The following is an 18,181-nucleotide window of genomic DNA, read 5'->3' as shown; positions in this document are numbered from 1 at the left end:
CCGGGGTCTCGCGGCGCACGTGGTCGGCCGGCGTCGCGGCCACGACCGCGCCGACCTCCATGCGCTTGGCCACATAGCCGGGGTGGTAGATCTCGTCCACCTGGCCGGTGGCCAGGCCGATCTGGTTGCCGTAGGAGGAATAGCCCGCGGCCGCCGTGGTGACGAGCTTGCGCTGGGGGAGCTTGCCCTCCAGCGTTTCGGACACCGGAACGGTCGGGTCCGCCGCACCGGTCACGCGCATCGCCTGGTACACGTAGGAGCGGCCGGACAGGGGGTCGCGGATGCAGCCGCCGATGCAGGTGGCCGCGCCACCGAACGGCTCGATTTCGGTCGGATGGTTGTGCGTCTCGTTCTTGAACAGGAACAGCCAGTCCTCGTCGTGGCCGTTCACGTCCACCTTCACTTTGACGGTGCAGGCGTTGATCTCCTCGGATTCGTCGAGGTTCCTCAGAATGCCGTTCTTCTTGAGCCACTTCGCGCCGATCGTGCCCATGTCCATCAGACACACCGGCTTCTTGTCGCGGCCGAGCTCGTGGCGGATCTCAAGATACTTGTCGAACGCGGCCTTGACGGCGGCGTCGTCAATTGTCACTTCGTCGAGTTGCGTGCCGAACGTCGTGTGGCGGCAATGGTCGGACCAATAGGTGTCGATTACCTTGATCTCGGTGATCGTCGGATCGCGATGCTCCTCGGTGAAATGCTCGCGGCAGAACTGCAGGTCGGCCAGGTCCATGGCCAGGTCGCGGTCCTTGATGAACTGTTTGAGCTCGGCGTCGCTCATGGTGCGGAAACCGTCGATGACCTCGACCCTGCCGGGCGTCGGCACCTGGGTCTTCAGCGTGGTCTTCGTGTCCAGCGAAGCCTCGCGGGCCTCGACCGGGTTGATCACGTAATGCTTGATCGCCTTGACGTCGGCCGCGGAGAGATCGCCCTCCAGCGCATACACCTTGGCCGAGCGCACGGTCGGGCGTTCGCCCTGGGAGATCAGCTGGATGCATTCGCTGGCGGAATCCGCGCGCTGGTCGAACTGACCGGGCAGATATTCCACGGCGAACACGGCGGCGGAACCGAAGTCGGGCAGATCAGCGGAGACGTCGTCCACCTGCGGCTCGCTGAACACGGTCGGCGTGGCCCGCCTGAACAGCTCCTCGCTGATGCCTTCCACGTCGTAACGATTGACAATGCGGACGTTCTTCAGCGCCTTGATGCCAAGAATGGTCGTAAGTTCGTTGTCGAGCTGCTGCGCTTCGACGTCAAAACCGGGTTTCTTTTCCACGTATACGCGAAAAACCATGGTCAACTCCTTGAAAGAGGGGCTTGTTGAGGATGTATCAATGCAATCGCAGGAATTGCGGAGAAAAAGACGCAGCCCGCATCCGGAGCGGAACGTCGGATGCGGGCTGCGAAAACGTCATGCGGAAACTTCGATGCCTTCGGACTTGGCAAGGTCGGCCAGGCGGCTTTCGATCTCCTCGTAGGCCGGGATGATGCTGCCCAGATTGCGGCGGAACAGATCCTTGTCGAGATGCTCCACCTTGCCGGAGTGATCGCGCTGGTCCCATAGACGGCAGGAATCAGGCGTGATCTCGTCGGCCAGCAGCAGTTTGCCGTCGGAGGTGCGTCCCATTTCGATCTTGAAATCGACGAGCTTCACGTCGATCTTCGCGAAGATCTCGATCAGGGCTTCGTTGATCCTGCGGGCCAGAGGGGCGATCTCGGCGAGGTCCTCGCGGGTGCACACGCCCAGGGCCACCAGATCGTCGTCGTTCACGAAGGGATCGTGCAGATCGTCGTTCTTCATGAAATACTCGAGCACCGGCTCCTTGAGCGGCAGACCCTCCTCGACGCCGAGACGCGAGCAGAAGTGGCCGGCGGCGGTGTTGCGCAGCACGATCTCCAGCGGGAACATCTTGACCTTCTTCACCAGCTGGGCGGTGTCGTTGACGCGGGCGATGAGGTGGCTGTCGATGCCGCGCTTCTTCAGCAGGTCGAAGATGATCGTGGTGATGAGGTTGTTCAGACGGCCCTTGCCGGCGAAATCTTCCTTCTTCTCGCCGTCGCCCGCGGTCGCGGAATTCTTGTATTCGACCCAGAGCACCTCCGGATCGTCGGTTGCGTACAGCTGCTTGGCCTTGCCCTCGTAGAGCTTCTCCAACTTCTCCATGAATCGCCTTTCCTGCCTTCGAAGAGGACGAAATAACCGGTGAATTACGTCTATCAAGGCTACCAACCGCCTGATACAACAGGCCCGTGGTCCGACTTGCCGGAAACCACGGGCCCGCTTGATGCCGGTGCCTGACCGATTCGGCCCCCGCCTTAGGCGGAGATCATTGTTCGACGGCGATATCGAGCGTATCGGCCACACGCGCCGCCTTGGCACGCGCCTCTTTCTCGTCGTTCCCGATCGCCAGCGACACCGCCATGCGCCTGTGGCCGTGGACCTCGGGCTTGGCGAAGATGCGCAGGTCCGTGCCCGGTTCGGCCAGCGCGGCGGCGACGTTCGAGAACACCGCCTCGCCGTCGCCCGTCACCACGATGGCGTGGCTGGCCGCCGCACCGCCTGCCGGCAGCGACAGCGCGACATGTGCTTCGGTGACCGGCAATCCCAGGATCGCGCGGGCGTGCAGCGCGAATTCGCTGAGCCGTTGCGAGACCATCGTCACCATGCCGGTGTCGTGGGGGCGCGGGGACACCTCGTTGAAGAGGATCGAGCCATCCTTCAGAACGAAGAGCTCGACGCCGAACACGCCCCAGCCGGTCTCTCCGGCCGACCTGGCCTTGGCGACCAGCCCCTCGACCGCCGTGCGGGCGATGCGGCCGGCCCGGTCGAGCACGTCGGCGGACACGGCAGCAGGCTGCCAGGACTCGCGATAGTCGCCCGACTCCTGCCGCTGGCCGATCGGCGCGCAGGCAACCACGCCGGCCGACGAGCTCACCGTCAGCACGGTCAGCTCGTAATCCAGCGGCGCCAAGGCCTCCACGATCACACGGGACACATCGCCTTCATTGGCCGCGCGACGCCCCTCCTGCGCCTCCACCCATGCCGCGCCGATCGCTTCGGGCTCGCGCACCACGGACTGCCCGTGACCGGACGAGCTCATCACCGGCTTGACCACGCACGGATAGCCCACGAGCTCGGCGCCTTCTCGCAGCTCCTCCGGGGAGCCGGCAAAGCGGTACGGCGTGGTCGGCAGATGAAGATCCTCGTGCGCCAGCACGCGCAGACGTTCGCGGTCCATGCAGATGGCGGCGATCTCGGCGCTGGGCACCACCTGGATGCCGCGCGCTGCGGCGTCGGCGAGCTCCGACGTGGCGATCGCCTCCACTTCGGGCACGATGATGTCCGGCCGCACGTCGTCGAACAGGGCTCGCAGCTTATTCGCGTCGGCCATGTCGAGGACGCGATAGTCGTGCGCCACCTGCTGGGCGGGCGCTCCGGCGTAGGAATCCGCCGCGCAGACCCATGCGCCGAGGCGCATCAGCTCGATGATCACCTCTTTGCCAAGCTCGCCCGCCCCAAGAAACAGCACGCGTGTGGGATGCCCGCCCAACGGCGCGCCCAGGGCGCGGTTGGCGGGGGTCGATGTCGAATCGTATGCGGATGAGGTCACGGTCGTGTCATTCATGGGGCCAATTGTACTGTTCGCCTCATCCTCACCCGCCGGTAGCGCATCATAAGCAACCTCTATAGCCACGCCGCGTCGGAGGAAACATGACCGGCCTACAGTGGGCGTTACCGGACGGGCACAACCGGACCGGGCCAACGGTACGCGCGTACTGCCTTATTGCCAACCAATGCCGGTCGAATATGTGGGATTCGGCCGGCATTGACGTTAATCGGGGATGCCGCGGGATTGTAATTGTATGAGATGGCTGATGCCATGGGGAGGGAGAACGTATGAGTGACGTAGCCGCTTCGTCGATCGCGTCGTTGATTTCCAAGCGGGCGAACGCCCTGCCGGGCAATCCCTTTGCCGAAGCCGATGCGAGCGTCGCCGCGGCCATCGCCGCAGGTGAGGACGTGATCGACCTTTCCAAGGGCAACCCGGACGGCGAGCCTCCCGAATTCATGAAGGACGCGCTGGCCAAGGCCGCCTACGAGCAGGCTGACTACCGGTACGCGCCGTTTGACGGCAAACCCAACTTTCTCGCCGCCGCGGCGGACTGGTATCGGCGGCAGCACGGCGTGGAGCTCGACGCGTCCACCCAGCTGCTGGCCACGGCCGGTTCCTCCGTGGGCATCAGCGTGGTGATCGAGGCGCTGATCGATGAGGGCGATACGGTGCTCGCCGTCGATCCCTTCTATCCGCAGTACGAGGGATCGACCGCCGTGGCCAAGGGGCGGTTCGTCACCATTCCCACCGATGCCGCGCACGGATTCCTGCCGGATCTCAACGCCGTGGACCCGGCGCTGCTCGATCAGGCCAAGCTGCTGATCCTCAACTATCCGAACAACCCCACCGGCGCGGCGGCCACCCCCGAGCTCTACGCCGACGCGGTCCGGCTGGCCAAACGGCACCATTTCGTCGTGATGAATGACTTCGCCTACGCCGGTCTGGGATTCGACGAGCAGCCCGCCGTCAGCCTGCTGACGACGCCCGGCGCGCTTGACGTGGCGGTCGAACTGTGCTCGTTGTCGAAGATGTATATGGTGGCCGGTTGGCGGGGCGGGTTCATCGCCGGCAACGCCGAGGTACTGGCGGGATGCAAGGCCGTGCATCGCCAGACCACCGTGCTGGCCTCGTCGGTCATCCAGGACGCCGGCGCCGCGGCACTTGCCTCCGACCAATCGTCGGTGCCGTCGCTGGCCGCCCGCTATAAGAGGCGCTGCGATGTCCTGCACGAGGGGCTGGTGGCCGCCGGCTACACGGTGTTTCCCTCGCATGGCGGCCTGTTTGCATGGATGAAGGTGCCGGATGGCCACGGCAGCTCGGACGACTATGCCGATTTTCTGCTGCACACCGCCGGGGTGGCGGTTATGCCGGGATCCTGCTTCGGAGCATCCGGCGAGGGATACGTGCGGCTCAGCCTGCTCAGGCCTGAGGGGGACCTCGCCAAGGCGGTCAGGAGGCTCGCTGCGGTAGCATAAGGTTCATGCTTGAGAACGACGAGGAAGAAGTCCGACGCATCGCCCGTGACGACGGTCGACCGCTGACGATCGTACTGGTGATGGACACCATCGGAACCAAAGGCAACGGCACCTCCAACTCGGCGCTGCAGTACGCGCGTGAACTTACACGCCAGGGACACCATGTTCGCCTCGTCGGATTGGGCAGCAGGGAATATCCGGCTCGGGAGAACCACGTGCCGCTGGTCACGTGGGTGGCCAAAAAACAGCACATGCAGTTCGCGGCGCCCTCCGACACCCTCTTCCGCACCGCTTTCGCCGGCGCCGACGTGGTGCATCTCTACCTGCCCTTCGCCTTCGGCAGACGGGCGTACAAAATCGCCCGCGACATGGGTATCCCGGTGACGGCGGGATTCCATCTGCAACCCGAGAACGTTAGCTACAACGCCGGTCCGCTCCGTTGGGTCCCGGGCGTCAACGGCTTTTTGTACTGGCTGTTCAAGCACTGGCTATATCGGCATATCGACCACATTCACACACCCACCGAAATGATCGCCAGCCAGTTGCGCGCGCACGGCTACGGGGGGTGCCTCCACGTCATTTCCAACGGGTATTCGCCGCGGTTCACTCCGAAAACGCAACGCAAGCCGGGTGAGGGGGCATCGCTGCCCATCCGCGTGGTGGCCTCGGGCCGACTCGCCAGGGAGAAGGACCACATCACCCTGATCCGCGCGGTGTCCCAGTGCCGGCATGCCGAGCGCATCGAATTGCACATCGCCGGCACCGGACCGCGCCAGCGGTATCTGAGACGCCAGGCCAGGCGGCTGCTGCCTCGTCCCAGCTTCATCGGATTCCACCGCAACGCCGACATGCCCGCATTCCTGCGCTCCTGTGATCTGCTGGTGCATCCCTCGATCGTTGACATCGAGTCGCTGAGCGTCATCGAAGGCATGGCCTCCGGTCTGGTGCCGGTTATCGCGCAATCCGGACTGTCGGCGGCCAGCCAGTTCGCGCTGACCGAGGAATCCCTGTTCCCGGCCGGAGACGTGGCCGCGCTCGCCGACCGCATTGACTGGTGGCTCGACCATCCGCGGGAGCTCGCCTCATGGGGAGACCGCTACGCCGAACACACGCGAGAGCACTATTCCGTCGAATCGTGCGTCAGGGAATTCGTCGCGATGGAACGCGAGGCCATCGCCGACGCGCGGCGCCAGTCGTCTGATGAGATTCGTCCCTCTCGCGGAGGCGTCGTCTGAGAGGGGCCGTTGCGCGTGACGCGACATGCTGTGCGACACGCGAGTAGAGCTTTTTCGCCGGGTCATGTATAGTATCCATCTGTTGCTTGCAACGCAGCTATGGTGGATATAGCTCAGCAGGTAGAGCAGCTGATTGTGGTTCAGCAGGTCGCGCGTTCGAGCCGCGTTATCCACCCCATATGGGATATGTCACCCATGCGAATTCCCTCCCGGTCGTTTGGTCGGGAGGGAATTCGCGTTTACGGCCCGCAGTGTGCGATGTGCGGTGCGCGATGCTTGTGTATGGTGGATTTATGAGTGAATTCGAAGGCGTGAACGGGTCGTGCCCTCTGGTCAGCGTGATTGTGCCGGTATATGGCGTTGAGCGGTATCTTGACGCCGCCGTGGCCAGCGTCGCGGCGCAGACGTGGGGCAACCTGGAGATCATTCTGGTGGATGACGGCTCCCCGGACGGTTGCCCGGCGATATGCGACGCATGGGCGCGCAGGGATTCGCGGATTCACGTCATCCACCAGACCAACGCGGGGCTGTCCGCCGCGCGCAACGCCGGCATGGCGGCGGCGACGGGCGACTATTGGTACTTCATGGACTCCGACGATCTGATCGAACCGGATCTGGTGGCGTCATGCATGGACACGGTGTCCGAATATGGCGCGGATCTGGTGATGTTCCGTTTCGACACGATCGGGGAGCTTGGGCAGCCGTTGAAATCCCAATATCGCCAGAACGACTATGCCGACGTTCAGCAGCTGACGCCCAACGAAGCATTAAGAAAGCAGCTGCAGTTCGACATCGAGGGCTATTTCTGGGCGTTCATGGCGTCGGCGTCGATTTATCGCAATCAGGATTTTTCATTCCCCGTGGGACGCAAGATCGAGGACCTCGCCCGTATCTGCAACGTCATCGGCGAGTCCCATCAGGTGGTGCGCATTCCCAAAACCCTGTACCACTACCGGTTGCGGTCGGGGTCGATCATGCGCGGGTTCAACGCGGAGATGATGGGCGATTGGCTTGAGGCCGCGCACGACAGGGCCGAATACATCAAACGGCGTCATCCCGAGCTGCTGGGATTCATGGCGCTGCAGACATTGTCGTTTCTCGGCAATATCGAACCGGAGAACATACGGCAGAGCCTGCTGTACGGGCTCAAGCTCGATCCGGACTCGTTGCGCAGATACCGGGAGCGCGTCGACGAATTCCTGTCCGAGCTGGGCGGCAGCGACAAACTGCCCGAAGGCGTGGGCAGGACCATCGAGCTGATCCGCACCTTCCATCGCGGCTGAGCCGTCCGACTCGTCGGTCCCGGCTGAAACACTGATCCCCGGCGGATCGACGGGTCCGGGCAGCCGGATCCCTCGGCCCGCAACGCACAATCTGTGAGAGGAACGCAATGCTGTCATTTGAAAACGACTATTCCGAAGGCGCCCATCCGAAGATTCTCGAGCGTCTGATCGCCGCGAATATGGACCAATATCCAGGCTATGGTTCGGACGAAGTGTGCGAGTCCGCCAAGGCGAAGATCAGCAGGGCCTGCGATGACGAGGATGCCCGGATTTTCTTTCTGGTCGGCGGCACGCAGACCAATCAGGTGGTCATCGACGCCATGCTCGCAGAATACGAGGGCGTGGTGGCTGCCGAAACCGGTCATGTCAATGTGCATGAGGCGGGCGCCATCGAGGCGACCGGCCACAAGGTGCTGGCTCTGCCCTCGCATGACGGCAAGATCGACGCCTCTGAACTCGATGAGTACCTGGATGTCTTTCTCGCCGACGACAACCGCGACCACATGGTATGGCCCGGACTGACCTACATTTCGCAACCCACCGAATACGGCACCCTCTACACCAAGGCCGAGCTCGAGGCCGTCGCCGACGCCTGCCATCGTCACGGCATCCCGTTGTTCGTCGACGGCGCGCGCATGGGGTACGGTCTCGCCTCGAAGGCCAACGATGTGGGCTTGCCCGATATGGCGCGCATCGCGGACGCGTTCTACATCGGAGGCACCAAGGTCGGCGCGCTGATGGGCGAGGCCGTGGTGTTCACCCACCGCAACATGCCCGAGCACTTCCTCACCATCGTCAAGCGCCATGGCGCATTGCTGGCCAAAGGCTTCCTGCTTGGACTGGAATTCGACACCCTGTTCACCGACGATCTCTATACCGACATCGCCCGCAACGCCAACGAGCAGGCCGATCGCATCCGTGCGGCGCTGATCGCGAAGGGCTACGAGATGCCGCTGGTCAATGCCACCAACCAGATTTTCGTGAACCTGCCCGATGAGCGTTACGAGGAGCTGGGCAGGCGGGTGCGCCTGAGCTTCTGGGAGAAAAGCGACGCCACGCACACCGTGGTGCGCATCGCAACCAGCTGGGCCACCACGCCCGAGCATGTGGACCAGCTGATCGCATTGCTGTAGACGCCGGATTGACGGGCTTCGGCGGTGTGGCCGTCGTCGCCCATGGGCTTTTCGGATGGCGCGGGGATTGTGGCGCGGGATTGGTCGGGGTCAGTCGTCGAAATCCCCGTCATCGGTGTCATCGGCGTCGCCGGCGTCGCCGATATGGTCGTCGTACAGCGAAGCCAGCAGTCCATAGGCCGTCGGCAGCTGATCGGCGATATCCGTCGCGGTGATCGGCTTGCCAAGCACGCCCAGGGGCGTGTTCGCATGGTATCGTGCGCTGAGAGGCGTCATCAGTTCGACGAGGCGGTCGCCTTCCTCGCTATAGGGAATGATTCGCCCGAGGGCGCATTGGTCCGAGCCGGACGCGATCCGGCCGGCAAGCGCGTGGATATAGGCGCCGGCGGCCACCAGCCGGGGCATGTCCTGCGGCAGGGGCGGCTTTCCGTCTTCGTCGCCGTGCTGGGCGAGCAGAGCGCCGAGCGATCCGGCAAGTACGTCGCCGGACCCGGCCGTGGACATCCAGGCGGGGGCCCTGCCGCACACCGTCACCGTGGGCCGGTTGAATGCGCCGGTGCCCGCAACGACGGTGACCGCCCCTTTGAGCAGCACCGTGGCGCCGGTGAGTTCCCAGGCGCATAACGCCCATTCGAGCGGATCCGTCTCGATGTCCCGCGCACTCGGCGACTCGCCGCGTGAGCGCAGCAGCCGGGCAAGTTCGCCGGCATGCGGGGTGATCACCACCTGCGGCGGCACATGGGCGGGCAAAAGGTCCAGGGCCCCGGCGTCCACCACAATCGGAGGCAGCAGCTCCTGCCCATCGTCATAATGCGGTCTCATAAGGCTCAGCACCTCGTCCGGCGAGTCGGGAAGAGCCTCGGGGTCAAGCGCGGCCAGATCCTCCGGAGACGGCCATTCGGCGGGCGCAGTCACCTCGTAGGGCGCCAGGAGACGGCGAATGGCGTCGCGCTGCGCATCCTCGTCGTCGGCGTGATCGCCGTCCGGCACGCCGGATCCCACCACCCAGGCCTGGCAGCGTCCCTCGCCCAGCACCGCTTCGGGCAGCTTGTCGAGTATGAGATTCTCCGCTCTTCTCGGGCCCACATAGCGCACCATGCCGATGTTCGCGCGCGCGGCGGCCGTTGAAGACAGCAGCGCGGCGCCGGGGTAGGCGTCGGATCCGGTGACGAGACCCACCACCCCTCGGGAATATTTGGTGTCGCTGACGCGGGGCAGCCGGATGCTCCGGGCGCAGCCCGCCAGCGACGCGGCTTCGACGGCGGGGGAGACCCCGTCTGTGTCGAAGCCGAAGTCCACCGCCACGATCTGGCCGCAGGCGTAGGCGGCCGGAGGCAGGAGCGCGCAGGGCTTCAACGCGCCGAACATCGTCGTCACGTCGGCTGGAATATACGCGCCGGGCAGTGTGCCGTCATCCACGCCGGCGCCGGACGGGGTGTCGATGGCCAGCACCAGAGGGTAGTCGCCGAAGGATTCGTCAACCGGCTTGGCGATGCCGCCCGGTAATTCGGCGTCGGCCCCCACTTCCGCGGCCAGCTGGGCGGGAATGCCATGCAGAGCCCCCCGTAGTCCGATGCCGGTCATGGCGTCGATGACGAGTTCGGCGGAATCATAGAGATCGATGACGCGTTCGAAGGTCTCAGCCGCTTCGGCGCTGGAGCGGGGGGCGACGACGCCGGGTATGTCCGCACGGGGATCCAGCGCGATCACCTGGCCCCCGGCGTATTGCAATGCCCGTAGTCCCGCGGTGTGGAGGGCGGTGCCGACGGCCACGCACGTCACCTGCGCCCCGCGCCCGGCGAGCTGGGCGGCGGCGAACAGCCCGTCGCCGCCGTTGTCGCCCGATCCGGCCAGCAGCAGCACGTGGGTTTCCTCGAGGTCGGGGGCGTCCGGGCGCCTGGCAAGCATGGCAAGTGCGGTGTGCGCGGCCGCCGCGGCCGCCATGCGCATCAGCGGCACGCCGTCGTCGAGCAGCGGACGCTCCATGGCGCGAACCTGATCGGCGGAATATGCGCAGGTGACCTTTCGTTCCGATTCCATGCGCCCCTCGTCAAATAGCGTCGACATCATGGTGACTGCCCCTTCCCGGATTCGAGGTCCAAGTGGTAGGTACCGTTCGGTTCTCACTGTAGTCGGGATGCCTTATCTTCGTCTTCCCGCGGACCGCGGCATTCCGATGACGGTGGCCGGGGGCGTTCGCAGGCCGTGTGACGCTCGGGGCGACACGTTTGTCAGGGGTCGTGATATTGTAATCGTTGTGTGTGCCGCTGGCAGGCCTTATGTAACAGGCAGGTTGAGCGGGATATCCCATGATCCGTGTGAATCGCGCGCAGTAATGCGGCGGCGAGAGGGGAATGGGCCATCGGGCCGGTGGGCTGGGCTGTCTTTTCCGATTGGGGCGTGCGCAACCGCGCATGGCTTCGGTCTTCGGAGGGGCGAGGCGGCAGTGCGGCGGCCTCGCAGTTAAGAAGAATCACTGAATCGGAGAATTCAAGTTGCCTACTATTGAACAGCTCGTCCGCAAGGGACGTTCGCCGAAGCCGAAGAAGTCCAAGACTTTGGCTCTGAAGGGCAGCCCGCTGCGTCGCGGCGTGTGCACCCGTGTCTACACCACCACCCCGAAGAAGCCGAACTCGGCTCTCCGTAAGGTTGCCCGTGTGCGCCTTTCCTCCGGCATCGAAGTCACCGCCTACATTCCGGGCGAGGGCCACAACCTGCAGGAGCACTCCATCGTGCTCGTGCGCGGCGGCCGTGTGAAGGATCTGCCGGGTGTGCGTTACCACATCGTGCGTGGCGCTCTCGACACCCAGGGCGTTAAGGACCGCAAGCAGGGTCGTTCCCTGTACGGAGCAAAGAAGGCGAAGTAATAGATTATGTCTCGTAAAGGACCCTCCAAGAAGCACACCCTGCTGCCCGATCCCATCTACGGTTCCACCGTCGTCGCGCAGCTGATCAACAAGATCCTCCTCGACGGCAAGAAGTCCATCGCCGAGGACATCGTCTACTCCGCCCTCGATATGGTCAAGGAAAAGACCGATCAGGAGCCGGTGGCCGTGCTCAAGCGCGCCCTCGACAACATTCGTCCGTCCCTCGAGGTGCGTTCCCGCCGAGTCGGCGGCGCCACCTACCAGGTGCCCGTCGAGGTCAAGCCGAACCGCGCCAACACGCTGTCCCTGCGCTGGCTCACCGACTTCTCCCGCGCCCGTCGCGAGAAGACCATGGCCGAGCGTCTGGCGAACGAGATCCTCGATGCCTCCAACGGTCTGGGCGCTTCCGTGAAGCGTCGTGAGGACACCCACAAGATGGCCGAGGCCAACAAGGCGTTCGCCCACTACCGCTGGTAGTCTGGAATAGCCAGAAACAAACATACAGCTCGATAAGAGAGTTAAGGAACAATAATGGCTGAAGAGGTGCTTTCGGACCTTCATCACGTCCGCAACATCGGCATCATGGCTCACATCGATGCCGGTAAGACCACCACCACCGAGCGTATCCTGTTCTACACCGGTAAGAACTACAAGATCGGCGAGACCCACGATGGCGCCTCGACGATGGACTTCATGGCACAGGAACAGGAGCGCGGCATCACCATCCAGTCCGCCGCCACCACCTGCTTCTGGAAGCGTCAGTCTCACGACACCAAGGAACGTTTCCAGATCAACATCATCGACACCCCCGGCCACGTGGACTTCACCGCCGAGGTGGAGCGCTCCCTGCGCGTGCTCGATGGCGCCGTGGCCGTCTTCGACGGCAAGGAGGGCGTGGAGCCCCAGTCCGAGACCGTGTGGCGTCAGGCCGACAAGTACGGCGTTCCGCGTATCTGCTTCATCAACAAGATGGACAAGCTGGGCGCGAACTTCTACTACTCCGTCGACACCATCAAGGACAAGCTCGGCGCCAAGCCGCTCGTCATGCAGCTGCCGATCGGCGCTGAGAACGACTTCACCGGCGTCGTCGATCTGGTCGAGATGAAGGCCTACGTCTGGAACGGCCTCGAGGAGCTCGGTGCGAAGTACGACACCACCGACATCCCCGAGGACCTCAAGGACAAGGCGCAGCAGTACCACGAGGAGCTGGTCGAGGCCGCCGCCGAGGCGGACGATGACCTGATGAACAAGTTCTTCGAGGACGGCGACCTGTCGAAGGAAGACATTCGCGACGGCGTGCGCAAGCTCACCATCGCGAAGGAGGCCTTCCCGGTCTTCTGCGGCTCCGCCTTCAAGGACAAGGGCGTCCAGCCCATGCTTGACGGCGTGGTCGACTATCTCCCCTCCCCGGAGGATGTGCCCGCGATCAAGGGCTACGATCCGAAGGACGAGTCCATCGAGATCGACCGCAAGCCGCTGAAGTCCGATCCGTTCTCGGCTCTGGTCTTCAAGATCTCCACCCATCCCTTCTACGGCAAGCTCGTGTTCGTCCGCGTCTACTCCGGTTCGGTCAAGCCCGGCGACTCCGTGCTCGACTCCACCCGTGAGAAGAAGGAACGCATCGGCAAGATCTTCCAGATGCACGCCGACAAGGAAAACCCGATGGACGAGGCCGATGCCGGCAACATATACACCTTCGTGGGTCTGAAGAACGTCACCACCGGCGACACCCTGTGCGCCATGGACGCCCCGATCACCCTCAACTCCATGACCTTCCCGGATCCCGTGATCCAGGTGGCCGTCGAGCCGAAGACCAAGGCCGACCAGGAGAAGATGGGCATCGCCCTCGCGAAGCTGTCCGAAGAGGACCCGACCTTCCAGGTCACCACGGACGAAGAGTCCGGCCAGACCCTGATCGCCGGCATGGGCGAGCTCCAGCTCGACATCATCGTCGACCGCATGCGTCGCGAGTTCAAGGTGGAGTGCAACCAGGGCAAGCCGCAGGTCTCCTATCGCGAGACCATCCGCAAGGCCGTCATCGACCAGGGCTACACCCACAAGAAGCAGACCGGTGGTTCCGGCCAGTTCGCAAAGGTCCTCATGGACTTCGAACCGCTCGACACCAGCGATGGCAAGACCTTCGAATTCGAGAACCTCGTCACCGGCGGTCACATCTCGCAGGAGTTCATCGGACCGATCGAGGCTGGCGTCAAGGAAGCCATGGAATCCGGCATTCTCGCAGGCTTCCCGGTGGTGGGCGTCAAGGCCGTCATCAAGGACGGCCAGATGCACCCGGTCGATTCCTCCGAAATGGCCTTCAAGCTCGCAGGCTCCATGTGCTTCAAGGAGGCTGCGCCCAAGGCCAAGCCGGTGATCCTCGAACCGATCATGAAGGTCGAGGTCCGTACGCCCGAGGATTACATGGGCGACGTGATCGGCGACCTGAACCAGCGTCGTGGCAGCATCACCTCGATGAACGACGGCACCGGCGTGAAGATCATTGACGCCAAGGTGCCGCTGGCCGAAATGTTCGGCTACATCGGCGACCTTCGTTCCAAGACCCAGGGACGCGCCGTGTTCACCATGGAGATGGATTCCTATGCGGAGGTGCCGAAGAGCGTCTCCGACGAGATCATCAAGGCCCAGCGCGGCGAGTGACACGCGTTGCCGCAATGTCGCGCACTGTCCCCAGTCAGCGCTAGAATCTTGTAGCGTTGACTGGGTTCAGGGCACACTGTGGCACACAACCCAGAAACCCAGTAAATAGGTAGCGAGAACCCTCGCGCGAAGCAAGCGCGGGGAACACAACTACAAGAGTCCAGGAGGACCAACACACATGGCAAAGGAAAAGTACGAGCGTACTAAGCCGCACGTTAACATTGGTACCATTGGTCACGTTGATCACGGCAAGACCACTCTGACCGCGGCCATCTCCAAGGTGCTGCACGAGGAATACCCGGACGTGAACCCGGAGTACGACTTCAACCAGATCGATTCCGCTCCGGAAGAGGCCGCTCGTGGTATCACCATCAACATCGCCCACATCGAGTACCAGACCGAGAAGCGTCACTACGCTCACGTCGACTGCCCGGGCCACGCTGACTTCGTGAAGAACATGATCACCGGTGCCGCCCAGATGGATGGCGCCATCCTCGTGGTCGCCGCTACCGACGGCCCGATGGCTCAGACTCGCGAGCACGTGCTGCTCGCCCGTCAGGTGGGCGTCCCGAAGATCCTCGTCGCTCTGAACAAGTGCGATATGGTCGACGACGAAGAGCTCATCGAGCTCGTTGAGGAAGAGGTCCGCGACCTCCTCGACGAAAACGGCTTCGACCGCGACTGCCCGGTCATCCACGTCTCCGCTTACGGCGCTCTGCATGACGACGCTCCGGATCACGAGAAGTGGGTTGAGCAGATCAAGAAGCTCATGGACGCCGTCGACGAGTACATCCCGACCCCGGTTCACGATCTCGACAAGCCGTTCCTGATGCCGATCGAGGACGTGTTCACCATCTCCGGTCGTGGTACCGTGGTCACCGGTCGTGTCGAGCGCGGCCAGCTGCCGGTCAACACCGATGTCGAGATCGTCGGCATCCGTCCGACCCAGAAGACCACCGTCACCTCCATCGAGACCTTCCACAAGACCATGGATTCCTGCGAGGCTGGCGACAACACCGGTCTGCTGCTCCGTGGCATCAACCGTGACCAGGTTGAGCGTGGTCAGGTTCTGGCCAAGCCGGGCACCGTCACCCCGCACACCAAGTTCGAGGGCGAAGTCTACGTGCTGACCAAGGACGAGGGTGGCCGTCACTCGCCGTTCTTCTCCAACTACCGTCCGCAGTTCTACTTCCGTACCACCGACGTCACCGGCGTCATCGAGCTGCCGGAAGGCGTCGAGATGGTGCAGCCTGGCGATCACGCCACCTTCACCGTCGAGCTGATCCAGCCGATCGCCATGGAAGAGGGCCTGACCTTCGCTGTGCGTGAAGGCGGCCACACCGTCGGCTCCGGCCGTGTCACCAAGATCATCGACTGATTGCCTCGGCGATAATGTCGGTTATCTGACACACGCGCGGTTGTAGCGCATGGGAACCCCTTGGGAGATATTCCAAGGGGTTCCTTGCATATCGCCGTCTCGAACGTCAATGACCCTTGCGATATGCGGGCGAACAGGCTGAATGTTCTTGGTAGAGGGGATATGGCATAATAGCCAAGGCGATTTTTGGGTTCGCCCAAGTTAGTTTGAAAATAGGTGAATAACGTGGCACAGACTACCAACGATATTAAGAATGGCTCTGTTTTGAACCTTGACGGACAGCTCTGGACCGTCACCAAGTTCCAGCATGTCAAGCCGGGCAAGGGTCCCGCCTTCGTGCGTACCACCATCAAGAACGTGCTGTCCGGCAAGATCGTGGACAAGACTTTCAACGCGGGCATGAAGGTTGAGTTCGAGACCGTCGACAACCGCAACCTGCAGTATTCCTACGAGGATGGCGACAACTTCGTGTTCATGGACATGCAGACCTATGACCAGATCTACATCTCCAAGGATCTGGTCGGCGACGCCGCCAAGTTCATGCTCGAAGGCACGGATTGCATCGTCTCCTTCCATGACGACACTCCGCTGAGCGTTGAGCTGCCGGCTTCCGTGATTCTGGAAGTCACCCACACCGAGCCCGGCCTGCAGGGTGGCCGTTCCACCGCCGGCACCAAGCCCGCAACCGTCGAGACCGGTGCCGAGATCCAGGTGCCGCTGTTCATCAACGAAGGCGACAAGGTCAAGGTCGACACCCGCGACGGCTCCTACATCGGCCGCGAGAACTGATCTCGGGACAGCAAGGAGAATAGCTTCACATGGCACGTTCCACCGCTCGTAAGAGGGCGCTGAATACGTTGTACGAAGCGGATGAGAAGGGACAGGATTTCCTGTCCCTTCTTGCTGAACGCATCGAACAGCCTGGCGCCCAGACCCCGCTGCCTGATTACGCCATAGAAATCGTTCGAGGCGTCGCCGATCATCAGCACGAGATTGATCGCATCCTCAATGAGAAGTCGACGAGCTGGAAGCTTCGCCGCATGGCAGTCGTTGACCGTAATATTCTGCGCATTGGCGCTTGGGAAATTCTGTTCAATGATGAAGTGCCCGACAAGGTGGCCATTGACGAGGCTCTGATCCTGGCCAAGACGCTGTCCGACGCCGAGGCGCCGGGTTTCATCCACGGGCTGCTGTCCGCCGTGTGCGCGGCAAAGGATGAAGCCGCCGCAGAGAAGACCGAACCGGCGCAATCCGACGGCTCGGCCTCGGCAGCCTGAGCGTCCCAGCCGACGACTAAGGTAATTACGAATGTCCTTAAGAACTAGGGGGTTATGGTGAACCTGAGCTTTTCCCCGGAAGATGCCGTTCTCGTCCTTGAGGACGGGCAAGTCTATGTCGGAGAACCCTATGGTGCGCTCGGTAAGACGGCCGGCGAGATTGTGTTTGCAACCGGCATGACCGGTTATCAGGAAACGCTGACCGATCCGTCATATGATCGCCAGATTGTTGTGCAGACCTTCCCGCATATCGGCGACACCGGTGTGAACGACGAGGATCCGGAATCTCAGCGTATCTGGGTGGCTGGCTACGTTGTTCGCGATCCCAGCCCGGTGGTCAGCAATTGGCGCGCCAAGGGATCACTGGACGATGATCTCGCCAAGAACGACATTGTGGGGCTGTCTCATATCGACACCCGTAAGCTTGTGCGTCATCTGCGGTCCGCAGGCGTGATGCGCGCAGGCATCTTTTCCGGCGATGCGCTCGTCAATGCCGAGGGCAAGGCGAAAACCGTCGAGGAACTGCTGGAGGAGGTTCGGCAGACCCCTCAGATGGCGGGTCTGAGCCTGTATGACGAAGTTTCCACCAAGGAAGGCTACACCATCGAGCCCTGCGGCGAATTCGAGGGCAAGGACCCGCTGTTCACCGTCGCCGCCGTGGATCTGGGCATCAAGGGCATGACCCCGCATCGTATGGCCGAGCGCGGCTGCCGCGTGCACGTCGTGCCGTCCACCGTCACCTTCAGCGAGCTGGAGGCGCTCCATCCGGACGGCGTGTTCTTCTCGAACGGCCCCGGCGACCCGGGCGAGGCCGACCAGATCGTGACGCTGCTGCGCGAAGTGCTCGATGCCGGGTATCCGTTCTTCGGCATCTGCTTCGGAAACCAGATTCTTGGCCGTGCGCTTGGATTCGGCACCTACAAGCTGAAGTTCGGTCACCGCGGCGTCAACCAGCCGGTGATGGACCTCACCACCGGCAAGGTGGAGATCACCGCCCACAACCATGGATTCGCCGTTGACGCCCCCCAAGGCGATCCGGTGCCTTCTCCGTGGGGCGACGGCAAGTACGGCAGGGTGCGCGTCAGCCACATCGATCTCAATGACGACGTGGTCGAGGGACTCCAGTGCCTGGATATCCCCGCATTCTCCGTCCAGTATCATCCGGAGGCGGCTGCCGGTCCTCACGACGCAGCCTACCTGTTTGATCGTTTCGTCGACCTTATGCGCGATAATCCGCGCCACAACAAGGAAGGTGAGTGAA

General features: G+C 63.0%; 14 protein-coding genes, 1 tRNA gene and 1 pseudogene. 12 read left to right on the top strand and 4 right to left on the bottom strand.

Annotated elements, in window-relative coordinates:
• The 3 genes and pseudogenes from B2994_RS04960 to purT all read right to left on the bottom strand — a co-directional run.
• A pseudogene (locus B2994_RS04960) lies at positions 1–1,294 on the bottom strand (phosphoribosylformylglycinamidine synthase); the annotation flags it as partial.
• A gap of 117 nt (positions 1,295–1,411) precedes the next feature.
• On the bottom strand, positions 1,412–2,164 hold the full coding sequence (purC, locus tag B2994_RS04955; RefSeq protein WP_291527265.1) for a phosphoribosylaminoimidazolesuccinocarboxamide synthase: 753 nt from the start codon (positions 2,162–2,164) through the stop codon (positions 1,412–1,414).
• Between the two features lie 163 nt (positions 2,165–2,327).
• Positions 2,328–3,626, bottom strand: coding sequence for a formate-dependent phosphoribosylglycinamide formyltransferase (gene purT, locus B2994_RS04950; protein ID WP_291527264.1), 1,299 nt, complete (start codon positions 3,624–3,626; stop codon positions 2,328–2,330).
• A 272-nt stretch (positions 3,627–3,898) separates the two neighbouring features.
• On the opposite strand from purT, the gene B2994_RS04945 reads away from it, so the two are divergent.
• From B2994_RS04945 to B2994_RS04925, 5 genes are all read left to right on the top strand, one after another.
• Positions 3,899–5,089: a pyridoxal phosphate-dependent aminotransferase gene (locus tag B2994_RS04945; protein ID WP_291527263.1), complete on the top strand. Its 1,191-nt coding sequence runs from the start codon at positions 3,899–3,901 to the stop codon at positions 5,087–5,089.
• Positions 5,090–5,094: 5 nt separating this feature from the next.
• A complete protein-coding gene (locus tag B2994_RS04940; protein WP_291527262.1) occupies positions 5,095–6,324 on the top strand; it encodes a glycosyltransferase in 1,230 nt (409 codons plus the stop codon).
• 102 nt (positions 6,325–6,426) lie between these two features.
• Positions 6,427–6,502 (top strand) — tRNA-His (locus B2994_RS04935).
• 115 nt (positions 6,503–6,617) lie between these two features.
• Positions 6,618–7,607, top strand: coding sequence for a glycosyltransferase family 2 protein (locus B2994_RS04930; protein ID WP_291527261.1), 990 nt, complete (start codon positions 6,618–6,620; stop codon positions 7,605–7,607).
• 107 nt (positions 7,608–7,714) lie between these two features.
• Positions 7,715–8,740 (top strand): threonine aldolase family protein, encoded by a 1,026-nt coding sequence (locus B2994_RS04925; RefSeq protein ID WP_291527260.1) that lies wholly within the window; start codon positions 7,715–7,717, stop codon positions 8,738–8,740.
• A gap of 90 nt (positions 8,741–8,830) precedes the next feature.
• On the opposite strand, the gene B2994_RS04920 is transcribed toward B2994_RS04925, so the two are convergent.
• Positions 8,831–10,810 carry a bifunctional ADP-dependent NAD(P)H-hydrate dehydratase/NAD(P)H-hydrate epimerase gene (locus tag B2994_RS04920; RefSeq protein ID WP_291527259.1) on the bottom strand — a complete coding sequence of 660 codons (1,980 nt, stop codon included), beginning with the start codon at positions 10,808–10,810 and terminating at the stop codon, positions 8,831–8,833.
• A gap of 425 nt (positions 10,811–11,235) precedes the next feature.
• On the opposite strand from B2994_RS04920, the gene rpsL reads away from it, so the two are divergent.
• The 7 genes from rpsL (at position 11,236) to carA (ending at position 18,180) form a co-directional block, all read left to right on the top strand.
• Positions 11,236–11,607, top strand: coding sequence for a 30S ribosomal protein S12 (gene rpsL / locus B2994_RS04915; RefSeq protein ID WP_003825774.1), 372 nt, complete (start codon positions 11,236–11,238; stop codon positions 11,605–11,607).
• 6 nt (positions 11,608–11,613) lie between these two features.
• Positions 11,614–12,084 (top strand): 30S ribosomal protein S7, encoded by a 471-nt coding sequence (gene rpsG / locus B2994_RS04910; protein WP_291527258.1) that lies wholly within the window; start codon positions 11,614–11,616, stop codon positions 12,082–12,084.
• Positions 12,085–12,138: 54 nt separating this feature from the next.
• Positions 12,139–14,265 carry an elongation factor G gene (fusA, locus tag B2994_RS04905; RefSeq protein WP_291527257.1) on the top strand — a complete coding sequence of 709 codons (2,127 nt, stop codon included), beginning with the start codon at positions 12,139–12,141 and terminating at the stop codon, positions 14,263–14,265.
• A 178-nt stretch (positions 14,266–14,443) separates the two neighbouring features.
• Positions 14,444–15,643, top strand: coding sequence for an elongation factor Tu (tuf, locus tag B2994_RS04900; RefSeq protein WP_291527256.1), 1,200 nt, complete (start codon positions 14,444–14,446; stop codon positions 15,641–15,643).
• Positions 15,644–15,868: 225 nt separating this feature from the next.
• Positions 15,869–16,432: an elongation factor P gene (gene efp, locus B2994_RS04895; protein ID WP_291527255.1), complete on the top strand. Its 564-nt coding sequence runs from the start codon at positions 15,869–15,871 to the stop codon at positions 16,430–16,432.
• A 29-nt stretch (positions 16,433–16,461) separates the two neighbouring features.
• Positions 16,462–16,920 (top strand): transcription antitermination factor NusB, encoded by a 459-nt coding sequence (gene nusB / locus B2994_RS04890; RefSeq protein WP_291527254.1) that lies wholly within the window; start codon positions 16,462–16,464, stop codon positions 16,918–16,920.
• A 54-nt stretch (positions 16,921–16,974) separates the two neighbouring features.
• Positions 16,975–18,180, top strand: coding sequence for a glutamine-hydrolyzing carbamoyl-phosphate synthase small subunit (carA, locus tag B2994_RS04885; protein ID WP_291527253.1), 1,206 nt, complete (start codon positions 16,975–16,977; stop codon positions 18,178–18,180).
• Position 18,181: the final 1 nt, after the last annotated feature.

Source organism: Bifidobacterium sp. UBA744 (assembly GCA_002298605.1).
Lineage (GTDB): Bacteria > Actinomycetota > Actinomycetes > Actinomycetales > Bifidobacteriaceae > Bifidobacterium.
This window is presented reverse-complemented; position numbering and strand designations above follow the sequence as displayed.

Excerpts from the sequence above, each read along its gene's own strand:
- purC (WP_291527265.1), bottom strand. The coding sequence starts at position 2,164 with ATGGAGAAGTTGGAGAAGCTCTACGAGGGCAAGGCCAAGCAGCTGTAC.
- purT (WP_291527264.1), bottom strand. The coding sequence starts at position 3,626 with ATGAATGACACGACCGTGACCTCATCCGCATACGATTCGACATCGACC.
- B2994_RS04945 (WP_291527263.1), top strand. The coding sequence starts at position 3,899 with ATGAGTGACGTAGCCGCTTCGTCGATCGCGTCGTTGATTTCCAAGCGG.
- B2994_RS04940 (WP_291527262.1), top strand. The coding sequence starts at position 5,095 with ATGCTTGAGAACGACGAGGAAGAAGTCCGACGCATCGCCCGTGACGAC.
- B2994_RS04930 (WP_291527261.1), top strand. The coding sequence starts at position 6,618 with ATGAGTGAATTCGAAGGCGTGAACGGGTCGTGCCCTCTGGTCAGCGTG.
- B2994_RS04925 (WP_291527260.1), top strand. The coding sequence starts at position 7,715 with ATGCTGTCATTTGAAAACGACTATTCCGAAGGCGCCCATCCGAAGATT.
- B2994_RS04920 (WP_291527259.1), bottom strand. The coding sequence starts at position 10,810 with ATGATGTCGACGCTATTTGACGAGGGGCGCATGGAATCGGAACGAAAG.
- rpsG (WP_291527258.1), top strand. The coding sequence starts at position 11,614 with ATGTCTCGTAAAGGACCCTCCAAGAAGCACACCCTGCTGCCCGATCCC.
- fusA (WP_291527257.1), top strand. The coding sequence starts at position 12,139 with ATGGCTGAAGAGGTGCTTTCGGACCTTCATCACGTCCGCAACATCGGC.
- tuf (WP_291527256.1), top strand. The coding sequence starts at position 14,444 with ATGGCAAAGGAAAAGTACGAGCGTACTAAGCCGCACGTTAACATTGGT.
- nusB (WP_291527254.1), top strand. The coding sequence starts at position 16,462 with ATGGCACGTTCCACCGCTCGTAAGAGGGCGCTGAATACGTTGTACGAA.
- carA (WP_291527253.1), top strand. The coding sequence starts at position 16,975 with ATGGTGAACCTGAGCTTTTCCCCGGAAGATGCCGTTCTCGTCCTTGAG.